Origin of the sequence: Chryseobacterium sp. YR221 (genome assembly GCF_900176315.1) — a bacterium.
Classification (GTDB): domain Bacteria; phylum Bacteroidota; class Bacteroidia; order Flavobacteriales; family Weeksellaceae; genus Chryseobacterium; species Chryseobacterium rhizosphaerae.
The window spans coordinates 377,548-404,186 of sequence record NZ_FWXM01000004.1; the positions used below are offsets into that span (position 1 = coordinate 377,548).

General features: G+C 35.6%; 15 protein-coding genes and 1 riboswitch. Of the genes, 13 read left to right on the top strand and 2 right to left on the bottom strand.

The window, feature by feature from the left end; genetic code table 11:
- The first annotated feature begins 10 nt into the window (after positions 1–10).
- The 12 genes from nusA (at position 11) to pckA (ending at position 23,037) form a co-directional block, all read left to right on the top strand.
- Positions 11–1,246: a transcription termination factor NusA gene (gene nusA / locus B8967_RS14120; protein ID WP_047484955.1), complete on the top strand. Its 1,236-nt coding sequence runs from the start codon at positions 11–13 to the stop codon at positions 1,244–1,246.
- 76 nt (positions 1,247–1,322) lie between these two features.
- Entirely contained in the window at positions 1,323–4,280 is a 2,958-nt protein-coding gene (infB, locus tag B8967_RS14125; RefSeq protein ID WP_084086525.1) for a translation initiation factor IF-2, read from the top strand.
- A gap of 643 nt (positions 4,281–4,923) precedes the next feature.
- Positions 4,924–7,716 (top strand): SusC/RagA family TonB-linked outer membrane protein, encoded by a 2,793-nt coding sequence (locus B8967_RS14130; protein WP_084086526.1) that lies wholly within the window; start codon positions 4,924–4,926, stop codon positions 7,714–7,716.
- A gap of 12 nt (positions 7,717–7,728) precedes the next feature.
- Positions 7,729–9,168 carry a RagB/SusD family nutrient uptake outer membrane protein gene (locus B8967_RS14135; RefSeq protein WP_084086527.1) on the top strand — a complete coding sequence of 480 codons (1,440 nt, stop codon included), beginning with the start codon at positions 7,729–7,731 and terminating at the stop codon, positions 9,166–9,168.
- A gap of 372 nt (positions 9,169–9,540) precedes the next feature.
- Positions 9,541–12,336 carry a SusC/RagA family TonB-linked outer membrane protein gene (locus B8967_RS14140; protein ID WP_084086528.1) on the top strand — a complete coding sequence of 932 codons (2,796 nt, stop codon included), beginning with the start codon at positions 9,541–9,543 and terminating at the stop codon, positions 12,334–12,336.
- 14 nt (positions 12,337–12,350) lie between these two features.
- A complete protein-coding gene (locus B8967_RS14145) occupies positions 12,351–13,817 on the top strand; it encodes a RagB/SusD family nutrient uptake outer membrane protein (RefSeq protein ID WP_084086529.1) in 1,467 nt (488 codons plus the stop codon).
- Between the two features lie 94 nt (positions 13,818–13,911).
- Entirely contained in the window at positions 13,912–15,852 is a 1,941-nt protein-coding gene (locus B8967_RS14150; RefSeq protein ID WP_047484966.1) for a putative porin, read from the top strand.
- A 12-nt stretch (positions 15,853–15,864) separates the two neighbouring features.
- Positions 15,865–17,451 carry a bacillithiol biosynthesis cysteine-adding enzyme BshC gene (gene bshC, locus B8967_RS14155; RefSeq protein WP_084086530.1) on the top strand — a complete coding sequence of 529 codons (1,587 nt, stop codon included), beginning with the start codon at positions 15,865–15,867 and terminating at the stop codon, positions 17,449–17,451.
- A 38-nt stretch (positions 17,452–17,489) separates the two neighbouring features.
- Positions 17,490–19,430 carry a LysM peptidoglycan-binding domain-containing protein gene (locus B8967_RS14160; protein ID WP_228406195.1) on the top strand — a complete coding sequence of 647 codons (1,941 nt, stop codon included), beginning with the start codon at positions 17,490–17,492 and terminating at the stop codon, positions 19,428–19,430.
- A gap of 70 nt (positions 19,431–19,500) precedes the next feature.
- Positions 19,501–20,376, top strand: coding sequence for an ACP S-malonyltransferase (fabD, locus tag B8967_RS14165; protein WP_047484973.1), 876 nt, complete (start codon positions 19,501–19,503; stop codon positions 20,374–20,376).
- Between the two features lie 11 nt (positions 20,377–20,387).
- Positions 20,388–21,293: a GYDIA family GHMP kinase gene (locus B8967_RS14170; RefSeq protein ID WP_084086532.1), complete on the top strand. Its 906-nt coding sequence runs from the start codon at positions 20,388–20,390 to the stop codon at positions 21,291–21,293.
- A 127-nt stretch (positions 21,294–21,420) separates the two neighbouring features.
- Positions 21,421–23,037: a phosphoenolpyruvate carboxykinase (ATP) gene (pckA, locus tag B8967_RS14175; RefSeq protein ID WP_084086533.1), complete on the top strand. Its 1,617-nt coding sequence runs from the start codon at positions 21,421–21,423 to the stop codon at positions 23,035–23,037.
- Between the two features lie 118 nt (positions 23,038–23,155).
- Here pckA and B8967_RS14180 read toward each other — a convergent pair whose 3' ends face one another.
- Both B8967_RS14180 and B8967_RS14185 read right to left on the bottom strand, forming a co-directional pair.
- Complete coding sequence (locus tag B8967_RS14180) at positions 23,156–23,563, bottom strand: type II 3-dehydroquinate dehydratase (protein WP_047484980.1); 408 nt, start codon at positions 23,561–23,563, stop codon at positions 23,156–23,158.
- A 38-nt stretch (positions 23,564–23,601) separates the two neighbouring features.
- The gene (locus B8967_RS14185) at positions 23,602–24,591 is read right to left on the bottom strand and encodes a helix-turn-helix domain-containing protein (protein ID WP_084086534.1); all 990 of its coding nucleotides are present in this window, start codon (positions 24,589–24,591) and stop codon (positions 23,602–23,604) included.
- A gap of 359 nt (positions 24,592–24,950) precedes the next feature.
- Between B8967_RS14185 and B8967_RS14190 the strand changes: the two genes are divergently transcribed.
- Positions 24,951–26,198: a hypothetical protein gene (locus B8967_RS14190; RefSeq protein ID WP_084086535.1), complete on the top strand. Its 1,248-nt coding sequence runs from the start codon at positions 24,951–24,953 to the stop codon at positions 26,196–26,198.
- Between the two features lie 287 nt (positions 26,199–26,485).
- Positions 26,486–26,583, top strand: a riboswitch (SAM riboswitch).
- Positions 26,584–26,639 lie beyond the last annotated feature (56 nt).

Sequence of the window (26,639 nt, forward strand, 5' to 3'; positions counted from 1 at the left end):
AAAAGAATAGATGGATAATATAGCGTTGATTGAATCCTTTGGTGATTTTAAAGACGAAAAAGGGATCAGTAAGATTGATCTTATGGCAATTATTGAAGACTCACTGAAAACTCTTTTGAGAAAAAGATTTGATTCAGATGACCATTTTGATGTGATTGTAAACCCTGATAAAGGAGATTTTCAGATATTTTTAAATAAAACAATTGTAGAAGACGAAATGTCTGAAGACGATGATCTGGAGATTGAAATTTCTGAGGCTAAAAAAATAGATCCTACATTTGAAGTAGGAGAAGACTTTACAATGGAAATTCCTGTTGCGCAGTTAGGAAGAAGAAATATCCTTACCCTAAAGCAAATTTTGGCTACAAAACTTCAGGAGCACAATAATGCAATGCTGTATGAACAGTTTAGAGATAAAATCGGGGAAATAGTTGTAGGAGAAATTCACCACATCCGTCATAAGCACGTGATTTTGTTGGATGATGAAGAGAATGAATTTATTTTACCGAAAGAAAATCAGATCCCATCCGACTTCTTTAAAAAGGGTGAGAATATCAGAGCTATTGTTGAAACAGTAGACTTTAAAGGTTCTAAACCGCAGATTATTATTTCCAGAACTGCACCTAAGTTTCTTGAAAAGTTACTAGAACTGGAAATTCCTGAAATTCAGGACGGAACAATCATCTTGAAAAAGGCCGTTAGAATTCCTGGAGAAAAAGCAAAAATTGCAGTAGATGCTTATGATGACAGAATTGATCCTGTAGGTGCCTGTGTAGGTGTGAAAGGATCCAGAATTCATGGTGTTGTAAGAGAGTTGAGAAATGAAAACATCGATGTTATTCAGTGGTCTAAAAACCCTGAGATTTTGGTGAAGAGAGCTTTAGGAAATGTTACAATTAATAAGATTGAAATCAATGAGGATACTAACTATGCATTGGTATATACTCCGGTTGAGGAAATCTCTAAAGTAATTGGAAAACAAGGTCAAAATATCAGACTGGCTTCTTGGTTGACAGGATATGAGATTGATGTATACAGAGAAGCTAGCGAGGATGACGATGTTGAATTAAGAGAATTCAATGACGATATCGAGCAGTGGATTTTGGATGAATTTAGAAAAGTAGGACTTACAACTGCAAAATCAGTATTGGATAAAGAAACTGAAAGTCTTTTAAATATGGTTGACCTTGAAGAAGAAACAATTGAAGAGGTAAAACGTATTCTGAGAGAGGAATTTGAAGATTAAGATTTAAATAAATTTTAATAAACAGTAAAAAGGAAATACTTTAATTTTAAAAATTAAAAAACAGTAAATAATATAAATGCCAAAAATTAGATTAAATAAAGCGGTTAAGGAATTCAATATTTCGATGTCCAGATTAGTAGAATTTTTACAATCGAGGGGATTTGGAGTTGAAAGCAATCCTAACGCTCAATTAGAAGAAGCGGCATATTCTGCATTGGAAGCTGAGTTTGCCAAGGATGGCGAACAGCGAAAAGCTTCCCATGAGGTGGTGATTACTAAAGTTCCGGAAGAAAAGCTGGAAATTGAAGAAAAGAAAACCCCTGAAGTGATAAGAGCTAAAGCTAATAAACCAGAAACTAAAATTTTAGGTAAAATAGATTTAGAACCTAGTAAACCTGAAGTTGAAGAAACCCCTGCTGCTCCTGTAGTAACACCGGTTGAAGAAAAGAAAGAAGAAATAGTGAAAGAAGAACCGGAAGTGAAAACAGCGCCTGAAAAGCAGGAATTTAAAGTTTTGGATAAGATTGATTTGTCTCAGATAGAATCTAGAAATAGACCTGTGAAAAAAGACAAACCAAAAATGGAGGAGAAAAAAGAAGAAGTAAAACCTGTGGAACCAATAAAAGAAACTCCAAAACCGGTTGTAGAGGAGAAAAAAGTGGAAACTCCTAAAGTTGAGGCTGAACCGGAGTCTCAGGAACCACAAAAGATTGAGACTGTTTATCAGAAGCTTGACGGTCCTAAGATCGTTGGAGAAAAGATAGACTTAACTCAGTTTGCGCCAAAACCAGGTTCTGGAGCAAAAAAGAAAAGAAAAAGAATTGAAAAACCCGGCGGTCCGAATAATAATCAACAAGGCCAGGGGAATAATCAGAATTCTGGAAATAATAACAACCAGGGTGGTCAAAACCAAGGAAACCGTCAGAATAACAACAATGGCGGACAAGGTGGAAACCGTCCTCCAGGTCAGGGAGGTCAAGGAAACCGTCCCCCAGGACAAGGTGGTCAGGGAGGTGGAAACCGTTTTGGAAACAACCAAGGTGGAGGAAACCGTCAGGGTCAAGGTGGTGGCTTCAAGAAAGGAGGCCAAAACAACAGACCTGGTCAAAGAGTTATGCCAGTTGAATTAACTGACGAACAAGTTAAAAACCAGATTAAAGAAACTCTTGAAAAACTTACTAACAAAGGAGGTAAGTCTAAATCTGCTAAACACAGAAAAGATAAGAGAACGTACCGTAGAGAGCAGGATGAGCGTCAGCAAGAGCTTGAAGCACAAGACAGAACTCTTAAGGTAACGGAATTCATTACAGTAGGTGAATTGGCCAGCTTAATGAATGTTTCGCCAACAGAAGTTATTTCTGCTTGTTTCTCATTAGGGGTAATGGTTACCATGAACCAGAGATTGGAAGCTGATACCTTATTATTAGTAGCAGATGAATTTGGTTATAAAATTGAATTCTCTGATGCTGATCTTGAAGAAAGCGAAGGCGAAGATGAAGTTGATAATGAAGAGGATTTAGTGAGCAGAGCTCCAATCGTTACGGTAATGGGACACGTTGACCACGGTAAAACTTCATTACTTGACTACATCAGAAAAACAAATGTAATTGCAGGAGAATCCGGAGGGATTACACAGCATATTGGTGCTTATAATGTGAAATTGGAAAACGGTCAGAGAATTACGTTCTTAGATACACCAGGTCACGAAGCATTTACCGCGATGAGAGCAAGAGGTGCTCAGATTACGGATATTGCTATCATTGTAATTGCAGCTGATGATGATGTAATGCCTCAGACAAGAGAAGCTATTTCTCACGCTCAGGCAGCAGGAGTACCAATGATTATCGCATTGAACAAAGTAGATAGACCAAGTGCAAACCCTGATAATATCAGACAGCAGCTTTCAGGGATGAATATCCTTGTAGAAGAATGGGGAGGAAATGTTCAGGCGCAGGAAATTTCCGCAAAATTTGGTAACAATATGGATGTTCTATTGGAGAAAGTATTACTTCAGGCAGAAATGCTGGATTTAAAAGCTAATCCGGATAGAAATGCTCAGGGAGTTGTTATCGAAGCTTCATTAGATAAAGGAAGAGGATATGTTGCCACTATGTTGGTACAGACCGGAACTTTAAGAGTTGGAGATTATGTAGTAGCTGGTAAAAACCACGGTAAGGTAAAAGCAATGCTTGATGAGAGAGGAAGAAACCTTACTGAGGCTGGGCCATCTATTCCTGTAACTATTTTAGGATTAGACGGAGCACCAACAGCAGGAGATAAGTTTAAGGTATATGAAGATGAAAGTGAAGCTAAGACTATTGCTAATAAGAGAGAGCAACTTCAGAGAGAACTTTCGATCAGAACGAAGAAGCATACTACACTTGAAGAATTAGGTAGAAGAATTGCTTTAGGAGACTTTAAGGAATTAAATATTATCCTGAAAGGTGACGTGGACGGTTCAGTGGAAGCACTATCTGATCAGTTACAAAGATTATCTACAGGTGAGATTAATGTTAATATCCTTCATAAAGGAGTAGGTCAGATTACAGAATCTGATGTTAACTTGGCTGCCGCGTCAGATGCTATCATTATCGGATTTAACGTAAGAGCTGGTGCAAATGCTAAAGATCTTGCAGATAGAGAAGAAATTGAGATCAGAAACTATTCTGTAATTTATGCAGCGATAGAAGAAGTGAAAGAAGCTATGGAAGGTATGCTTTCTCCTGAAATTAAAGAACAGGTTATCGGTAATGTAGAGATCAGAGAGGTATTTAAAATCTCTAAGGTTGGAACAATTGCAGGTTGTATGGTTCTTTCAGGAAAAGTAGCCAGAAACTCTAAAGTAAGAGTATTAAGAGATGGTATTGTTAAATTTGACGGAGAGCTTGAAAGCTTGAAGCGTTTCAAAGATGACGTGAAGGAAGTAACCAAAGGTTACGAATGTGGTCTGAACCTGAAAGGATATAACGATATTGAAATCGGAGATATTCTTGAAGTTTATGAAGAAGTAGCTGTTAAAAAGAAGCTAAAATAATATCATAAATAAGTATATTATTAAACTGCCGTTTCTCTGAAACGGCAGTTTTTTTTGTGCTATTTTGTTTCAAATGAAATCGGTGTAGTTAATTTTATAAACCATAAATTGCTTATTGGTTTATTTTTTATTTAATCGATGAGCGTGGATAGATGAAGCGGAATGAGTCGGTTTTATGCTTGTTGAATAGCGTAACTTGCTTTTATAGCTAACCATACGGTGAATTATTAGGTTTCATTATTTTGTATTTATTCCTTTTTTTTTTTTTCAGATATTCTTGTTTTTTGTTTTGTTGCTGATGATTGTGGTTTTATGTAATGTATTGGAAACGTGGTGTCAGGAAGGATAATTTGCTATTTTGTAGTCATTTTATCCTCAAAAAAAGCGGTTTTTAATAACAAAATAATTTAGAACCATTATAAATAAAAAAAAATAAACTGTGAATTAATTGTTTAATATGTGTTATTTTGAGTGTATTTTAATTTTTACATATTTTTTTACGTTAAAAATTATTAAATGTTTATAATTTAAGCTCAATGCTGTGTGAATTGTTAAAAATGTACTATTTTATCAATGTGAAAAATTTGCTAGTGTTAATATTTATTAACATATTTGTTGCTAAAATATATTAAAATTTGTTAATATGAATGTTAAACTATGTGTATTGAGTGTAGGGGCTTTGTTCTTCTTGGGGCAAACTGCTTTTGCACAGACAACAAAAAAAGATACAGCAAAAACTAAAGTAATTGATGAGATTGTTGTAGTTGGGGTACAAAAAAAGAAAAAAAATGAAATTACCCAGGCAGTTTCAGTAGTAGGTGGTGAAGAGCTTACAAGAATGTCAGCTTCAAGTACCGGTATTACGAATATGCTTCAGGGTAAGATGTCAGGTTTACAGGTATCTACCAATTCAGGTAAGCCAGGTGAGCCGGGATCTATCAGAATTAGAGGAGCTGTCAATGTTTCTGCTACCATAGGAGCATCGGATCCATTATTTGTAGTGGATGGTATTTACATGACTCAACGTCAGTTCAACTCAATTCCTGCAACAGATATTGAAAGTGTTACGGAATTAAAAGATGCCGCTTCTACTGCTGTATATGGAGCAAGAGCTGCTAACGGGGTGATTGTAGTTACTACAAAAAGAGGTAAGTCTGGAAAACCAGCGATCACTTATGATACAAGATTTGGTTTTGCCTATAAGCCGAAAGACAAGAACTTCACAATGATGAATACTGCTCAGAAGATTCAGTTTGAGAACGAAATGTCAGGCTTAGGAGTGAATCCAAACCCGGTTTATACTCCTGCAGAAGCTGCAGAATTAATGGCACAGGATCATGACTGGTCTAAAGATATCTTAAGAAATTCAACTATACAGTATCATAACCTATCCGTTAGAGGTGGAGGAGAAAATAATTCATACTATGCTTCTTTAGGATATGACTCAGATTCTGGTATCCTACAGGAATTAGACGGTTTCAAAAGATATAATGCCCGTTTCAACTTTGACCAAAAGGTTAGTGATAAAATGAAGCTAGCTTTTGATTTTGGTATCATTAATGTTAGAACACAGGATCAAAGATATTCTTATAATGCATTAAGCCCATTCTATTCAATTTATACATTGAATTCATATGAGCCTATCTATAATGCAGACGGTACTTTTAATTCTACAACCAACTCTATTAACCCTGTTGACCTTAGAAGAAATGAGGTTACTACAGACTGGAGAACAAGAATTTCAGGGCAAATATCCGGTTCTTATGAATTCTTTAAAGGATTAACATTCAAGTCTACTTTCGGAAATATTTATGATCTTAGAAAGAATAAATACGTAGTTAGAAAAGGATCTGATATCGCTAAAGTATATGGTACTCCGGACGGGTCTATCAGAGATACAAGATCAGATTTCTGGACGTATGTATTTAACAATAGATTTGACTTCTCAAGATCATTTGGACAACACAAAGTGTCAGCAGTTGCTGCATTTGAATATAGCCAGGAACAATTCGGAAGTTTATCAGGAACAAAAAGAGTAATGTTAGGACCTGATGTTACTGATGTTGGTTCTGCTTCTACTCCGTTTGCGATTACCGGTAATACAACAACAACAAGATATGTGAGTTTATTAGGAGTAGTTGACTACAACTATGCTGGTAGATACTTATTATCAGGATCCATCAGAAGAGATGGAAACTCAAGACTGGGACAAAATAATAAATATGGTAACTTCTGGTCTGCTTCAGCAGCATGGAATTTAGCAAAAGAATCTTTCTTTAATGTTCCTTTCTTCAATGATATTAAATTCAGATACAGTATCGGTACAACAGGTAATATATCTGCTCTTGCAGATTACCAAAACCTTATTACTGTAGTGTCAGGTGATTATGGTACAGACCCTACAGCAGGTCCATCTAATTCTTACGGGCAGCCAAACCTTAAATGGGAGTCTAAAAAATCTCAAAACTTAGGGGTAGATGTGGTGATGTGGAACAACAGAATTAAATTAACTGCCGAGGTATTTAAAGATGACAGAAAAGATTTCTTATATGCAATTCCTAATACAGCAATTGAAGGAGGAGGTTATTTGTTCTCGAGTGTTACCAATGCAGGAAATATCGAAATTAAAGGATTGGAATCTGAATTAAGTATAGATATCATCAGAAGTAAAGATATTGACTGGTCTGTAAGAGGAAATATCTCTATGCTTAAATATAATGTAAAGAGCTTATATGGAAATGCTACCCAGCTTAGCTTAGATGGTACTACGTTTATGCGTGTGGGTGATGAGCCTACTGTGTTCAAAATGGTTAAGAGTGCTGGTGTAGATCCGACTAATGGAGATGCATTGTATTATAAACTGGATGGTTCAGTTACCAATGTATACAGCTCAGGTGATGCACAATTCCTGGCAGGGAAATCTACTTTACCAAGTGCATATGGAGGTTTTGGAACTACATTCAGATACAAAGGATTTGATTTAAATGCAGATTTCTCTTTCCAGACTGGAGGGTATAGCTATAATATTATGGGGCAAAACCTTTCTGACTTCTCTGCATACAATCAAAACTTGAGTACAGATGCATTTAACTACTGGAAGAAACCAGGAGATACGAATGTATTACCTAAGCCAAATGTTAATGGTCTTCAATCTTCAGATGCATTTTTACAAAAAACAGATTTCGTAAGATTGAGATCAGTAGAGATCGGATATACTTTTGATAAGAAATTCTTAGGTGAGTCCCTTCCTGTAAATAGTATCAGAGTATATGGTTCTGGTCAGAACTTAGCTCTTTGGACTAACTATACAGGAGATCCTGAAGTTGCTTTAGCTTCTGAAACACAGGCGAATGGAGCGTTTATTCCGGGATCTATCAGTTTATACAATTATCCAAATACAAGAACATTCCTAATGGGAGTGCAAGTTAACTTCTAATTCAATTTTCTCATGAAAAAAAACATAGTAAGAATAGTATTATTTACATCATTAGCTTTTACTGCTGCGTCATGTACTGATGACTTAACAGTATTGCCGAATGATAGATTGGTTTCGGATACCTATTACACAACTGAAAGTGATTTTAGAAAAGGTGTAGATTATGCTTATGATGCGTTTAAGATTTCTGGATATTATCAGCAGGATTATACACAATTAATCGTTCCTGATGTTATTTCAGATAACTTAATTCAGAATCCTCAGGGAAGAAGATCAAACAACGATGCGTATAATTTCAATTTCGCAGGAGATGTGGATGCAGTTGTTTCTGTTTATGGAGCTGGGTATGCAGTGGCTGCAAGAGCCAATGCGGTTCTTGATAAGATTGGTAATTTAGCACCAGGTGCATTCAGAAGTAATATTGAAGCGGAAGCAAGAGGTATTCGTGCCATAGCTCACTTTGATATTGTAAGAAGATATTGTAAAATACCTACTCAATCTGCTGATGCAGGTACTTCAATAGGTATTGCTTATGTAGAAAAGTTTGATCCATTCCAGTTAGTGACAAGAAACCTGAATGTAAATCAGGTATATGATAAAATTATTGCTGATTTGCTTTTTGCAGAGCAAAATATTACACAGACAGCTAACGTAGGTAAGCTTAGAAAACCTGCTATCCAAGGGATGTTATCAAGAGTGTATTTGTACAAAGGTGATTATGATAATGCTATTCTTTGGGGTCAGAAAGCTTTAGCTTTAAGCCCAAGTGTAGGAGCTATCGGTACTTTCAAGAATATCTGGAATGATACATCAAGTGATGGAGTATTGTTTAAAATACTTAACTCAAGTATTGAAAACATCAAAACAGGTTCAGCTTATAACCAAACTGTTGGTGGACAAATTAAATCAGAGTATGTTGTAGACTTCGATTTCTATAATAAATTTGCTGCTACAGACATCAGAAAGAGCTCTTATATTACTACTTCTCCATTCCTTACAAAAACGTATAATAACGTTATTAAGTACAAGCAGGCTACTGATAAGCCAATTGAGGCAGTAGATGTAAAATATTTAAGAACCGCTGAAGTTGTTTTAAATGTTGCAGAAGCAATGTTTAAAAAAGGAAATGAAGCAGGAGCTCTTGGATTATTGAACACATTGAGAGCACAGAGATATACTGGATTTGTACCTGGTGCAGAAGCCGGACAAACTCTTTGGAATGCAATTATGTTGGAAAGAAGATTGGAATTAGCATTTGAAACAGACAGATTCTTTACATTGAAGAGACTTGCTCTTCCAATCCAAAGATCTAACTTTGGTCCAGAATCTACTGGTGCAGGGAATCCAGCGCCTGTGTTGAGTCTTCCTGTTTCCAGCCATAAATGGCAGTGGCCAATCCCTCAAACAGCTATTAATAATAATCCAAATATTCAACAGAATTCTGGTTATTAATAATAATAATTAATTATTATAAAAAAGAAAAACCTGCTTTTAGCAGGTTTTTTTGTTTTTAATTTCTTCTTATGCTATAAATAAAGTATATATTTTATCGTTTTTAATTTGTCTTAGGATTTTATTAATTAACGCATAATATTTCAAAAAATTTTATAATCGTCAAAAGCATCATTTGTATTTATTTTTTTCTTAATAAATTATTGTATTGCAAAAAATAATTAACATAAATTATCAATAGTTAAAATTTTTTTTCAATAAAAAAAACAAGGTTAATGTGTCGGAAACGGCCTGTAGAGGGCAAAAGCTTGTGAATGTTAATATTTATTAACATATTTGTCGCCTTAAAATTTATTAATAAAATTTGTTAATATGAATGTGAAACTAAGAGTATTAAGTGTTGGGGCTTTATTTTTTTTAGGGCAAACAGCTTTTGCGCAAAAAACAACAAAAGACTCTGATTCGAATGAAACGAAGATTGAAGAAGTAGTCGTTACAGGGTATCAGAAGAAGAAAGCGGATGAAATTACTCAGGCTCAGGCTGTAGTAGGTGGAGATGAAATCAGAAGAAACAGCCCTACTACTTCTATCGGTAACTCTTTACAAGGTAGAGCTTCAGGGGTGTTTGTACAAAGTAGTACCGGACAGCCAGGTGCTGCTGCGACAATTCAGGTAAGAGGTATTGGTGGTGTTGGTGGTTCATCAGAGCCTACCTATGTAGTGAACGGAATGTATATGACTGCAAGACAGTTTAGTGCGATCAACCCTGCAGATGTAGAATCTATTTCAATTCTTAAGGATGCTGCAGCTACTGCTCAATACGGAGCAAGAGGTGCTAATGGAGTTGTTGTAGTAACTACTAAAGCCGGAAAAGCCGGAAAAACTCGTTATTCATTTGAAACTAAATTTGGTTTCAGTGAAAGATTGAAGGACAATAATTATACCATGATGAATTCAAGAGAGCTAATGGGCTTTCAGAATCAACTTGGGTATTTAGGATTTAAGCCAAGATCTCAGCAAGAGATGGATAGACTTGCTGCATATGATCATAACTGGCAAAAAGACCTGTTAAAGCCTTCTGCTATTCAGTCTTATTTGTTCAGTGCACAAGGGGGTTCTAAAGAAAGTACTTTTTATTACTCATTAGGATATGATTCTGATAATGGGATCATCAGAGATATTGACGGACTTAAAAGATATACAGGTAACTTCGGTTTTACAAATAAGCTGAGTGAAAAACTGAACGTAGGAATCAACCTTGGAGTTCAGTATCAGGTTACCCAGAATTTCAGAGATAGAAACAATACACAGAACCCATTTGGGGCGATGTATAAATATGCTCCATATGAGCCGATCTATAACGCTGACGGAAGTTATAATCAAACCATGAGAGCAGGTTCCAATGTGGTAGAGCAGATTCGTAACTACAGATTGGAGGATCAGAGATTGAGAATTCCGGTAACCTTATTTGCTGAATATAAAGTTATTGATGGTCTGAAATTTAAAACCAATTTCAACGGACTTTTCGATTGGTTTATGGGAACTCAGTGGTTGAAAAAAGGATCAAACCTGGATTTAACAACAAACAAAATTCCTACAGGAGCATTGAACAAAAATTCATTCTATGGATTTAACTATACTTGGAATAACTCGATCAACTACAAAAAATCATACGGAAGTCACAACTTCGATTTCTTAGGATTTATCGAATATAACGATAACTTCAACGAAACGATGAACGGAGGAGCTTACGGATTGAAATCTCCAGTATTAAACGTTCCTTCTATTACGACTCCTTCAGAAAGAAATACATTTACCGGAATTAAGACGAGAAATACCTTATTCAGTTTAGCGGGGATGTTAAATTATGACTATGAAGGTAGATATCTTGTAACAGGATCATTAAGAAGAGATGCTTCATCAAGATTCGGAGCAAATAATCAGAGCGGTGTATTCTGGTCTGCAAGTGCGGCTTGGAACATTGCGAAAGAAGAATTTATGAAAGGCGGCTTTATCAATGATTTAAAGCTTAGAGGATCATACGGTACTACGGGTAATGACGGAACACTTCCTGATTATTATAACGTAACCAACATCAGCTACGGTTTATATGGTTCTAATGCAGCGTTGTATCCTGGAACATTCGCACAGAGCAGCTATATCATCGGTAACGAAAACCTTAAATGGGAGTCTAATGCAATTACCAACTTAGGGGTTGATTTCACCATGATGAACAGAAGAATTCGTGGATCCGTGGAAGTATACCAGAATAAGAGAAAAGATTTTGTACAGCTTGTGCCTTTAGACAAACAAGAAGGAGGACATTACCAGTATATCAATGCAGGAGATATGTCTCAGAAAGGTCTTGAGGTAGAATTAAGTGCAGATATCATCAAAAAGAAAGATTTCCAATGGAACTTACATGCTAACATCTCATTCCAGAAATCAACTCTTGATAAGTTAGCAGATGGTCAAACTGAAAGAAACTTAGGAGATACTTATCTTAAAGTAGGTGAGTCTCCATATGTATTCTATAATGTAAGATTCGCAGGAGTAGATCCAAATAACGGAGATGCATTATATTACGACAAGGCAGGAAATGTAACTAACGTGTACAGCGCTTCTAATGCAGTTCCTATTACTGACAAATCTCCTTTCCCTAAAAGTTTTGGTGGATTCGGAACTACAGTTCAGTACAAAGGACTTGACTTCAGTGCAGATTTTGCATTTAAGCTAGGAGGATATACTTATAACAATATGTATGCTGCTGCTGTTGATCCAACTCTTGCTGTTGCAGGTAGAAATATGGCACAATCTGCTGCTAATGTTTGGCAAAACCCAGGGGATACCAATGTATTCCAGAAAGTAGACTCAAACGGTATGCGTGATTCTGATCAATGGATTGAAAAAAATGATTATTTAAGATTAAGATCTCTTACATTAGGATATACATTTGATAAAGAATTCCTTGGAGAAGGATCTCCTATCAATAAGCTTAGAGCATATGTACAGGGACAGAATCTATTTACTGTAACTAAATTCCACGGAGAACCTGAAGTTTCAGTAGGATCTGGTGAATCTACTGCATTATTTGTTCCTGGATCATACAACCTTTATACTTACCCTGCTGTAAGAACAATCCTGGTAGGATTGCAATTAGAATTTTAATATTGAATAGCTTTATGAAAAAGAATATAATAAAAATAAGTTTAGCTGCGTTAACTGCTTTTGTTACGTTGACGTCTTGTGATAGAAATTTAGACCAGGTTTCATCTATTAACGAAACTGCTGATCAGGCGATGTTAAGACCTGAATCATTCAGACAGGCTATGGATGGTGCTTATACAGCACTTAAAGGAGCTGGATATTATAACAGTGATACGGGTAGTCAGCTTATTATGGGTGACCTTACTACGGATAACTTAATTCGTACAGCTTCAGGAAGAAATTCAAATTTTGCAGCTTCAAATTTTGAATTTTCTTCGGATAACCCACAAACAACCGGATTGTATAGTGCAGCTTATCTTGCTATCAGCAGAACAAACTTTGTTTTGTCTTATATCAATAACGGAGTATTGTCAGGTGCACAAAAAATGAACATAGAAGCAGAAGCGAGAGCATTGAGAGCAATCGTTCACTTCGATATTGTAAGAGCATATTCTCAAATCCCAACACAATCTGCAGGAGCTAAAAATTCTATTGGAATTTATTATTCAGAAAAATATGCTCCATTAAATAATACGGCTTCCAGAAATCTAACAGTTGAACAGGTGTATGATAAAATCATAGCAGATTTATTATTTGCTGCTGATAATATTACACAGAATGATGCTGATAAAGGAAGAATGAGCAAGGCTGCTATTTATGGATTATTATCAAGAGTAAATCTTTATAAAGGAGATTACGCTAATACAATCAAATACGGAGAATTAGCATTAGGACTTTCACCAAGTATCACAGCAATCGATAACTTTACCAAAATATGGAAAGAAAATGAAGGTCTAGCTAAAATTACTGATGGGGTATTATTCCAGATATCTAATGCTCCGGCTGAGCCGAGTAATACAGTAGGATCAGCGTACAACCAGGCAGTTCCTAGTCTTAGATCAGAATTTGTGGTAGATTATGATTTGTATACTGCATATACTGCGGATGATGTAAGAAAACCTACTTATTTTACAACAAGTGTATACAGTGGTGAAAAATATAACCACGTAACAAAATATGCTGGTAATGGAGGTCCTTCTAATGTAGTGCCTATTAAATATCTGAGATCAGCTGAAGTATTGTTAAATATTGCAGAAGCTTATTACAAAACAGGTAATCCTGCACAGGCTCTTACTTTATTGAATAAATTAAGACAAGAAAGACATTCTTCATTTACTCCGGGAACGGAAGCAGGACAGGCTCTTTTAGATGCTATCCTGAAAGAAAGAAGATTAGAGCTTGCCTTTGAAAATGACAGATGGTATACCCTGAAAAGATTAGGTCTTTCTGTTCAAAGATCAGGTAAAGGAGATCTTTTTGACGGTACAGGAGCGCCGGCGGTTAAGCAAACTCTTGATGCAGGAAGCTTTAAATGGCAATGGCCGATCCCTATTACAGCGATCCAGGCTAATCCTAACATTAAGCAAAACGACAATTATTAATTATCGTACAATTCTATAGCAGAGGCTATCTCATTTTTGAGATAGCCTCTTTTATTTCTTATTATTTCTTATTTTTGCTGTACAATAATGAATAATGAAGTACATCCTTTTCATACTCATCTTCTTTGGTTTTGTGAGCAAAGCTCAGGTTGTTGATAAAACAGATCCTAACAAATCAACTCAAAAAGAAGAAGATACCCTGGTCATAGACTCCGGGAAAAAAGACTCCTTAAAAATTTTTAAACCTACCATCAACGATTATCAATACCAAACCCAGTTTTCAGAAAAAAAAGTTTTTGATACGGTAATGACTTTTGATAAGACCCATATTTTTTCACAGTACAACAACCGTGATAATTTTGGAAGAGCTCAACCGGCTAACATCGGAGCAGGTTTTAATCCGCTTGTATTTGAAGTGAATCCCGAGCAAAATTTATCTTTGCTCCCTTCCAATAAATCTTATATGATTCTGGGAGCTAACGATGTGAAATATTATGATGTAAAAACACCTACTGCTTCATTCATTTACCATACGGCAATGAAAAACGGTGCTGCATTAAATTCAACCTATACCCAGAATATTGGGAAAAGATTCAATTTTGCCATTGAGTATATGGGACTGCGCTCTCAGGGATTTTACAGGAATTCCTTAGCGGCAAATAACAATACTATATTTTCAGGACATTATACCTCAAAAAGTGGAAACTACGAGCTATTTGCCCATTATCTTCATCAGAATGTAAATAATCAGGAAAGTGGAGGGCTGGTAGAAGATAATCTGTTTCAAAATGGAGACAGTAATTCTAATAACAGGCAAAATATGCAGGTTAATCTGGCTTCCAGCAGCTCGCAGTTTGCCTATAGAAGATACTATTTGAGCCATCAATTCACGCCATTCAATGCAGAAAAATTCCCATTCAGCATACGACATACCATTTCTCATCAGGGAAACAAGTATTATTATAACCAGGGTACTCTGGAGCAGTATTGGTATAAAGAGCCCACAGATTTGGTCAATGGGTTTCCTTTGGCAACTAAAAAATATTCAGAGAATTTCAGCAATACGGTAAGTTTGGTTTTCAATAATGAAAAATTCAAACTGGATGCAGGGGTTCGTTATCAGATTTTGAAATTTGGAATTAATAACACTGTTATTGCCAATGGGGTAGCTTTTCCTAATGAGCTTAAAGAAAACAGGATTGGGGCTGTCGGAAATTTGCAGGTAAAACTTTTGGATAAAATACAGTTGAATTCATTTTTAGAATTTTCAAACGGAAGCCAGTTTAAAAGCTATCTTAAAACGACGAACAATCTGAAATTTGAACCTATAAAAGATTATTTTGTCAACGCAAAAGTAAACTTCCAAAGTGCTTACCCTTCATTTAATTATTTATTAAACACTTCAGTTTACGGTAAGTATAATTATTATCTTGAGAATGCCAAGAATCAGTCTGTCATGGAAATTGGAGGAAGCATTAATCTGAAGTGGTTCAAGACGGAAATTTTCGCAAACTATTTCAGAATTGATAACTATACTTATTTTGACAGCAACGCTAATCCAAAACAAAGTGAAAGTTCATTGAACATTTCTCAGATCGGAGGAGATGCAACCTTCAGCTATGGCAAATTTCATTTAAATACGAGACTGCATTTCCAAAATGCATTAACGAATAAAGAATTGCTTCCGATGCCAAGTTTTATCGGAAGAGCTAATTTCTTCTTTCAGACTCAGGCATTTAAAAAAGCTGCTGAAATTCAGGCAGGAATTAAGGTCTATTACTTCTCTAAATTTGCATCCAGAGATTATTTTCCAATTCTTAATGAATACATTTTGCCTGATGCAAATTCATTTTCCATCGGTGGGCAGCCTATTGCAGACCTTTATGTAAATATGAAAGTCAAAAAAATGTTCTTCTTTATCGAAGGACAACAGATGGGAACTGTTATTTCCAGTAACAAAGCATATGCATTTCCGCATTACCCCGTATATGACTTCAGGTTGAATATCGGAATTGTGTGGTATTTGTTCAACTAAAAACAAAACAAGTTGAAAACAATTAATAAAATATCATTTAACGATATAGAAAGCATTCCTCAATTGGTAAAAGATTTTTTGAATCAGAAAATTGAGGGTTTTGAGAAACATACATTTTCTTTAGATCATTTCAGAAATCAGATCGAACTAAAGAAAGAATCATTCTTACCCGAGCAGAGGGAAATACTCTATGATGTATTTGAAAAACAGCTTTCAGATCTCAAGCTTTCTTCAAAACAAAAGGAAAATCTGGAAAATCTCAGACTTCCCAATACATTTACCATTACAACCGGTCATCAGCTGAATTTATTTTCGGGACCTGTTTTCTTTGTCTATAAAATTTTACAGACAATTAAGACGTGTACTTACCTGAAAGAAAATTTTCCGGATTTTAATTTTGTGCCGGTATATTGGATGGCTTCGGAAGACCATGATTTTGCGGAGATCAATCATTTTAAAACTGAAAGTAACTACTACGAAACCCACGAGAAATCAGGAGGGGCTGTAGGAAGAATACAGATCACCGATACCTTTTTTATCTCGGAATTTGAAAAAGAATTTAAAGATTCTGTTTTTGGTACCGAGCTGATCTTAATGCTGAAAGAATCCTATAAGCAAGGCAATACCCTGACACAAGCTATTAAAACATTAGTTAATCGTCTTTTTTCAGAGTGGGGTCTTATGATTTTGGATGGCGATTCTAAAGAATTAAAGAATCAGATTAAAGATGTTTTTAAAGATGAGCTTCTCCACTGCAGTTTACAAAAAACTTCAAAAAGCAAAGTCGATTTTCTCACGGAGAAATACGGAAAAGTACAGGTAAATCCTCGGGATATTAATCTTTTCTATCTTACCGAAACAAGAGATAGGATTGAATATAACGGTCAAAAATATAATATTGTAGACACAAATATTCAGTTGACACAGGAAGAAATATTGACTGAACTTGAAAATCATCCTGACAGATTCAGTCCTAATGCTTTGATGCGGCCTGTATACCAGGAAAAAGTATTGCCAAACCTGGCTTATATTGGAGGAAATGCCGAAATCATGTATTGGCTGGAGCTTAAAGACTATTTTTCTGCAATTAATATTCCTTTTCCTATTCTGATTCCAAGAAATTCAATGCTTTTCCTGAAAGAAAAAACAGTGGGAAAAATTGAAAAATTGGACCTTAGTATAGAAGACTTTTTTCAGAACTTTACCATCATTACCAACCGTAAAATTTTAAATGATAATACCATTTTAAAGTTGCTGGATGAAAAGGAAGAACTTTTAATTCGTAGCTTTTCAGAGCTGAAAGCAACAGCCTCTATTACGGAGAAATCTTTCGGAAACCTTGTGAATGCAGAAGAAGTGAGACAGTTGAAATCATTTAAAAGAATGAGAAAACGTTTGCTTCATGCTGAAAAAATTAAACAGGGCGAATTGCTGGAGAGGCTTGAGAATCTGTTCTTAAGTGTACATCCTTCTAAAACATGGCAGGAAAGGGTATATAACTTTAGTACATTCTTTTCAGATGAAGGATATTCATGGCTTGAAAATTGTTTGGAAGAAATGGTGGTTCAAGAATCCAAATTAATAATTGTTGCCATTTAATTTTAAAGGAGTATTTTTGTAAATTATAATTATCGAATATGATAAAGAGGTTTTTTATTCTATCTAGTTTATGTATGGTTTTGGGAGTTTCAGCTCAAAAATCTCATACGGTTGTACAAGGTGATAACCCTTACAACATCGCAAAAAAGTATGGAATAACTGTAGATGAATTGCTGAAGCTAAACCCAAAGTTTAAGGACGGCAAATTGGCTATTGGAGATATTTTGACGATAAAATCAGATAAAGTAACTGCTCCGGTTGTTACCAAAACTGCTGTAGCCGAAAAAGTAAAAACCAATACGAATGCTTCGCTTGGAAAAATTGTTTTACAGCCAAAGCAAACGATCTATGGGATTACCAAGCAGTACAGAATCTCTGAAACTGATTTAAGAAAACTGAATCCTGAATTGGATTCTCATATGAAAATCGGAGATGAGATCACATTACCTCTTGCCAGCATAAAAAAATATGGAGATAGCCAGCAGGTTATTGCTACTGAAAAACCGGTAGAGACTCCAGTAGTAAAAGAAGTTACTGCAACTCCTCCAGCTGTAGCTGTAGAAGGGGAAACATATGTAATTCAGGCTAAGGATAATTATTACAGAATAACGAAACAGTTTGGAGTCACTCAACAGGATCTTTTTGCTTTAAATCCCGGATTAGAAGAAAAAGGATTAAAACCTGGAGATTCCATCAAAATAAAAAAATCAAATACGGATACCGTTGCTGAGCCTGTCAATCCAAAAACAAAAATAGATTCAGGAAACGAAAAATCTTCTTCATCCAATGTGGTTGTAGGAGATGATTATGTAACCTATACTGTTCAGCAGGGAGATACTGTGTTCTCTATTGTTAATAAATTTGGAGTGAGTATTGATGATTTGATCGCTCTGAACCCAGATCTTTCACATGGATTGAAATCAGGAATGGTTTTAAAAATCAAAAAGCAGGATCCTGCTTATGTAAAGAAAAATGGAGATGCCTTAAGTGTAGTGTTGATGTTACCGTTTGGTTACAGTACCAACGAAACTCAGTACCGAGGAATGGCTTTAGACTTTCTAACCGGAGCTAAACTGGCTATTGAAAGAAACGCACGAGGTGGTCAGAAACTGGATATTAAAATAGTGGATTCCGGAAACGAGGCTTCATTTAAAAATTCTCTGACACAGATCAATCCGGACAATACCGATTTGATTATCGGACCATTCTTTAAGTCTAATGTGATTGATGTCTTGGATTTTACCAAAAATCAAAAAATTCCAATTGTAGCACCATTTGCTAACTCTCCTGAATTATACAACTACAGCAACCTGATTATTGTTGAAACAAACAATCAGACATATGCTGATAAAATTGTTGAAGAAGTAAAAGGAGTATATTCAGATCAGAAAATATATATAGTGGCAGATGCTAAGAAAGAAAATGCTAACTATATTAAAGCAGGTCTTGAAAAATCTGTTAAAAATCCAAATGTTGTTATTGTTAATTCTCCGGCAGAAATTCAGCTGGATCAGAATATGATGACAGGGCAATCTGCCCCGGTTATTGCAGTCCTGGCCAATGATAATGATAGCATGGGAGAGGCTTTTGCCAATAGAATGATTGCTCTTTCTAAAGAAGTACAGGGAGTGAAAGCTTTCAGTTTATTCTATTCTCCAATTTTTGAAAAGAAAGTGGATGACCTGAGCCAGGCCAGCCTGGTGTACCTGATGGACAGAAAGATCAATACTGACGGAGGATTTGAAAAAGAAATCCTGGCAGCCTATAAAACAAAATACTGTAAAACACCTCCAAAATATGCCATCGTAGGTTTTGATGTGGTGAATGATATGCTGACCAGAGAAAATAAAAAAGGAGAGATCTTTAAGCAGATGAATAAAGTTCAGACCCAGCTTGCAACAAAATTTGAGTTTGTAAAATCTAAAGCCAACGGAGCTTACGTAAATACTGGATACAGAGTAATCAGATTGGTTCCATAAATGATTTATATCTCTTTAACAGTATATTGTTAACAATATAGTTATATTTGCATAATATTTAATTCAGTACATGAAAGCACTTGTATTTCCTGGGCAGGGTTCTCAGTTCGTAGGAATGGGAAAAGAATTGTATGATTCTAGAAAAGATATCAAAGATCTGATGGAATCTGCCAATGAAATTTTAGGTTTCGATATTCTTTCCATTATGTTTAACGGAGCAGATGAGGATCTTAAGAAAACAGAGGTTACCCAGCCTTCAATTTTTATACATTCAGTAGCAGCATTAAAAGCAGTAAACGGTCTTGGAGCTGAAATGGTGGCAGGACACTCTTTAGGAGAGTTCTCAGCACTGGTAGCTAACGGAGTTTTATCTTTTGATGATGGTTTGAAATTAGTATCCGAAAGAGCTAAGGCTATGCAGGAGGCTTGTGATGCAAATCCAAGTTCAATGGCAGCAATTTTAGGATTGGAAGATGCTAAAGTGGAAGAAATTTGTGCTCAAATCAATGGAATTGTAGTTCCTGCCAATTATAACTGCCCTGGGCAATTGGTAATTTCAGGAGAAACACCTGCAGTAGAGGAAGCTTGTGCTAAATTGAAAGAAGCAGGAGCAAAAAGAGCCTTATTACTGGCTGTAAACGGAGCTTTCCATTCGCCATTAATGCAGCCGGCACAAGAAAGATTAGCTGCAGCTATTGAGAAAACAAAATTCAGAAAAGCTACTATTCCTGTATATCAGAATATTACTACTACAGCGGTGACAAACCCTGATGAGATTAAACAAAATCTTATTGATCAACTTACTGGTCCTGTAAAATGGACACAGTCTGTTCAGAATATGATCAAAGATGGTGCTTCTAATTTTGTAGAAGTTGGACCTGGAAAAACCCTTCAGGGGCTGATCAAAAAAATTGACGGATCTGTAGACGCTGTTTCTGCAATCTAAAATAAAAAAATATGAACGCGATATTTTCACCGGGCAAGCTTATGCTTACTTCAGAATATTTCGCGATAGACGGAGCTCTTGTCCTGGCGGTACCTACCAAGCTTGGACAAGAGTTTTTTTTTGATGAAAAAAATGACGGCAAATCCCTGATTCTTTGGGAAGCTTTTCATCAAGATCAATTATGGCTAAAAGTTGCCATAGACTATAAAAATTGGCAGATTCTTGAAGCCAACATCCCGTCAAGCGCTGAGTTTATTCTAAAAACTTTAAAGAATGTACAGCAGCTTTCCGATATAAAATTCAAAAACGATTGTACTTACCATTTAAAAACAAATCTTCAGTTTCCTGCAGATTATGGGCTGGGAAGCAGTTCTACCTTAATGAATAACCTGGCAGAATGGTCCGAAATCGATCCTTTTTATTTGAACTCAATCAGCTTAGGAGGAAGTGGCTACGATATTGCGGTCGCAAAAGAGAAATCCGCAGTCCTTTTCCGCAGTAAACCGGGAATCAAATATGAGAAGGTAACTTTCAATCCTCCTTTTAAAAATGAACTGATTTTTATTCACTTAAATCAAAAGCAAGATAGCAGAGAAGGAATCCGTTTTTACAAGTCAAAAAAGAAATCTCCGGAACTGGTGAATGAATTTTCAGATATCACAAAGAAAATTTTGTTATGCAATGAATTGCAAAATTTTTCTGAGCTAATGATGATTCATGAGCAAAAAATTTCCGATTTCCTTGAAATTCCTACAGTTAAAGAACGATTATTCTCAGACTGCCCTTGTTTTGTAAAAAGTTTGGGGGCATGGGGCGGAGATTTCGTGATGAGTGCCAAATTTGGGGACTATAAAGACTATTTTTGGGAGAAGGGTTTTACTAGTGTTTTTGAATGGCAAGATATAATTAATTTATAATCAATAAATTACAAGCCCCTTTTTTTATTTGTGATTCTGACTTATATCAGTATATTTAAACCACCTTTAACAAATAATTAATATTATTTTTGTTGAACTCAATAAAGAAATAGAAAATATAAGTAAAATGAAAAACACTAAAATCATCCAGGATTTAGAGAAATTAGGGATTAAAGGAAACTATGAAGTCGTATACAATCCTTCATATGAAGAATTGTATCAGGCTGAAGTTTCTCCTGAAAATCAGGGATTTGAGGAAGCTGAGCTTACAGAATCTGGCGCGGTATCGGTAAAAACAGGAATTTTCACAGGTCGTTCACCTAAAGACAGATATATTGTTCAGGATGATGTTACAAGAGATACAATTTTTTGGGATGGTAAAGTAAATCTACCTACCACTTCAGAAATTTTCGGGTCTTGTAAAGAACTAGTGATGAATCAGCTGGCGGAGGCAAAAAAAATCTATGTAGTAGATGCTTTCTGCGGGACAAATGCTGATACAAGACTTAAAGTAAGATTTATTGTTGAAGTGGCATGGCAGGCACATTTCGTTACCAATATGTTCATTCGCCCTTCTCATTTTGAGCTTGAAAACTTCGGAGAGCCTGATTTCACGGTAATCAATGGTTCTAAAACGACGAATCCAAACTGGGAAGCTCAAGGATTAAATTCTGAAAACTTCATCATGTTCAACCTTACTGAAAAACTACAGATTATCGGTGGTACTTGGTATGGAGGTGAGATGAAAAAAGGGATGTTTGCTATGATGAACTATTACCTTCCATTGAAAGGTATGGCTTCAATGCACTGTTCTGCTAACGTAGGAGAAGAAGGTGATGTTGCTTTATTCTTTGGTCTTTCTGGAACAGGTAAAACTACTTTATCAGCAGATCCAAAAAGATACCTTATTGGTGACGATGAGCATGGATGGGATCATAACGGAGTATTCAACTATGAAGGAGGATGCTATGCTAAAGTTATCGATTTATCAGAAGAAAAAGAACCGGATATTTTCAGAGCGATCAAGAGAGATGCACTTCTTGAAAACGTTGTTGTTAACAATGGAATAGCAGATTATAAAGACGGATCAATCACTGAGAATACAAGAGTTTCTTATCCAATCTATCATATCAACAAAATTGTATTGCCATCTAAGGCAGGGCACGCTAAAAAGATTGTTTATCTTTCAGCAGATGCTTTCGGAGTACTTCCTCCGGTTTCTATCCTGAATGAAGATCAGGCTCAGTACCACTTCCTTTGCGGGTATACTTCAAAACTTGCCGGAACAGAAAGAGGAATTACAGAACCTCAGCCATCTTTCTCACCTGCATTTGGTGAAGCATTCCTTACATTACACCCTACAATGTATTCTAAAACATTGATCGGTAAAATGAAAGAGCATGGTGCTAAAGCATATTTAGTAAATACAGGTTGGAACGGTACAGGAAAAAGAATTTCTTTAAAAGATACAAGAGCAATCATTGATGCTATTATTGACGGTTCTATTGATAACGCTCCTAAAACTCAGGTTCCAATCATGAATCTTGAAATTCCTACAGCACTTCCAAATGTTTCTGAAGGTATTCTAGATCCTAGAGATACTTACGCGAATGTTTCCGAGTGGGAAGAAAAAGCAAAAGATCTTGCTTCAAGATACATTAAAAACTTTGAGCAGTACTGTGATACTGAAGCAGGTAAAAAACTAATTGCTTCAGGACCTCAATTACAGGAACAAACAATCTAATAAGATTATTTACAATACATACAAAAGCCTCATCACTGATGAGGCTTTTTTTATTTCAAATAGAGTAAAATGTATTGTTTATTTTGCTACATCTGCGATAGATATTTAAAAAGAGAATTTATTTTAAACTTAGCAAAGCTAATCTGTATCCTTCCATTCCGAAGCCAGACAATACAGCATCGGTGTTGGCAGCAGTCACAGACTTTTGTCTGAATTCCTCTCTTTTATAAATGTTGCTGATGTGTACTTCAACCTTAGGTTTTTGTATGTTCTTTAAGCAGTCTGCTATCGCATAAGAATAATGAGTGAATGCTCCCGGGTTGATCACTACTGCATCAAAATCATCTTCCTGAAGCCTGTTGATGAGCTCTCCTTCAATATTGGATTGATAATATTTTAATTCATAAGAATGAAACTCGGATTTTAGATTTTCCAAATACTTTTCCATAGAGATTGTTCCATAGATTTCCGGTTCTCGTGTTCCTAGTAAATTAAGATTGGGGCCGTTAACGATAAGAATTTTCATTTAAAAAATTTAATCAAAGATAAATAAATTTATATAGACTACAGATCAATATTCGTCTGTGGGTTTTGCTGCGCATATTCTGAAGGGGTAATTCCTACAATCTGTTTAAAAACCCTGTTAAACGTTGACTGATTTGAAAACCCTGCTTCAGTATAGATATACATTAAAGTCGTTTTTTGGAAATCAATCTCTGTAAAAAGTTTTTTCACATAGTTGATTCTATAGATATTAAGATATGTATTGAAATTGGAATATCCTTTATACCGTATAGCTTTAGAAATATAAGTGCTGTTGACATCTAGTGCTACGCTCAGTTTTGAGAGATTGAACTTGTCATCTTTAAAAAGTTTATTCTCGGTCATGGCGGTTTCTATTTTTTCAAATAGTTTTTTCATGCTTTCAACATCAATGTCATCCCATGAGTTTTCAGTAGGAGTCTGTATTTCATCTTTTCGAATTACAGTGGATTCTATTTGAGATAGAATTTCCAGTTTTCGGATCTTATCTTTATAATAAATTAATAATGAAACAACTAAAATATTTGAAATAAAAAGGATGGTATCTGTAAACATTACCTCTTTTTGGGTATGCTCAGGAAAAGTAAAGTTGAAGTTATTGGCTGCAATATAGCCGGTAATAATTAATAATAATATATAAGCCACATACAGTAATACTTCTTTTTTGGAAAAGAAAATATAGGCTCCCAGTGGGATGGGAAGCAGCCAACAAAAACTTGCAACAGAATTATTCCAGAAGGCAAGCATAATATAGAAGTTGTAAATAGGGGCAAATAGTAGATACAGATGCACTATAAGGCTTATCGGATATTTTTTTCTTACAATTGAATAGGTATAACCGGAAAAAAATAACCCGATCATTAAATACCAGGACATCATTTTGTCATGAATAAAGAATGTGAAGATTACGGCATATACTCCTAAAACCAGTAGCATAAGAATAGTATACCTATCCATTAGTTCAAGCTTAAATTTTTCTATCTGTACATTCTTTGTGTTTACTTCTGACATCTAAAATCTGTGTTATAAGGAATAAATTAATGAATTATCATAATTCATTAGGATATTGTTTTGGTTTTCAAAGATATATAAAATTTAAATCATTTTCAAGATTGTGATTTATACTTTTATTTTTTGATTTAATGATACAGTTAGTTTTGCAGGAGAAATTGTATCAAACAAATGTACCGAATAAATGTCCTTACTCTATTGAAAAAGTTTCAAACTCCATTCTTTCTTAGCTATACTTTGCTGTGCTCTTCCAATATTTTTAGAAAAAAAATTCCAGATTTAAAACACAATTGATCATGCTTTGATAGGGCACCTCAAAGAAGCTTTTGTCAACTTTTTAACAAAAAATAATTCGAAAAATGAAAAAAACACTATTCTTATTGACAACAATTATTTCAGGATTGGCCTACTCCCAGGTAGGTATTAATACAGCGAATCCACAAGGAAGTTTCCATGTAGATGGCTTAAAAGATAACAATGCGACAGGAGTTCCAACAGCTGTACAACAATCCAATGATTTTACTGTAACTTCTTCTGGTAGCGTTGGGATTGGTACTACGGTGCCTAATGCATCTGCAATGCTTGATGTGAATGTTGACGCTCTTGCAGTGGGTAGTAAAAAAGGATTTTTGGGGCCAAAAGTTGCCTTGACTTCTCAGACGGATGGGGCTACCATCCCTTCACCGGCTGCGGGATTACTTGTATACAATTTGGGAACCGCAGGGCTAGGCTATGTCGGTTACGTATTTTGGAACGGAACTGAATGGAGAACATTCAATAATGGTTCTCTTGCGCCCGGAACTTTAGGATCTATTACCTGTAACGGAGTCACACTTTCTCCAGGAACCTATACGGCAGGAACTCCCTATACCGGAACAATGACTGTTCCTTACACCGGAGGAAACGGAGGAGTCTATCCGGCACAGACTGTGGGGCCTGTAAATGGGCTTACAGCAACACTGGCTGCTGGAAATTTTAATGTAGGATCAGGAATTCTTAGCTATACAGTGTCAGGTGTACCTACGGCTTCCAGCCCTACACTGACTACTTTTGCATTAAATATTGGCGGACAGACCTGTAGTGCAACAGTAGGAGCCGGAGCTGTGATTGCTCCCGGAGAGTTGGTTTATTATCATTCTTCAATTCCGCGCAAGACAACATCATTTCTTTTAAGCCAGTTTCTTAATGATCTTCCCGTGATCAATAATACGTTCAGAGTGGATGCTTTTATTACTGCTCCCAATGCATTTGACTCAAGCGGGGCAGCTACTAATTTTGATCCGCGTCTTTATAATATCACTACTGCCAATGCAAAAGTATGGGTTTCTGAAGTGTCTACCCATACAGGTGACTCACATGGCGCTAACTTATTAATTTTCCCTAATAATTATGCACAGTTTGATGATGGGGTTTATCTTACCTATGGAAGAAACGAAACGGTAACTTTTGATATTACTACTGCTGACAACAAATGGTACAGAGTGTACTATGCACTCCGTATAGATAACAAATCTTTTACAAGTGCAGGGAATGGTAATACGACTTCAGATTCCAATACTTCAGATAATACACTGGAGGTTTTTGTATCCATCCAGAGACTTTACTGATCTTAATAAGTGAGTTATTATTTGTAATTCCTAAAAAATTCTTACTCAGATAAAATTTAATGACGCCATTGGCGTCATTTTTTTATTTCCATGCACACAGAGTGTATTGATTCAATTATTATTAATGATATTTCTCATGTTTGCTAAAGTGTCAATTTTTATAAGTCCTTATTTTATCGGCTTTTTAATAAAATATTAAGTTAATTTTTGAAAAATTATCATGAAAAATTATAAGTCTACTTGTTTTGTAGACTAAATATTTCTAGATTTGCAGACATATTTCGATCGGCTTATAAAGAAAGATGGAGGGAACTGACCCAATGAAATCTTAACAACCTGCTCTCGCGCAAGGTGTTACATTCAGCCTTTAAAGGAAAAATAAGCATTAGGTTTATCGTATTTATCGATGCCCTTTGCTGTATTATCTGCAAAGGGCAAAAT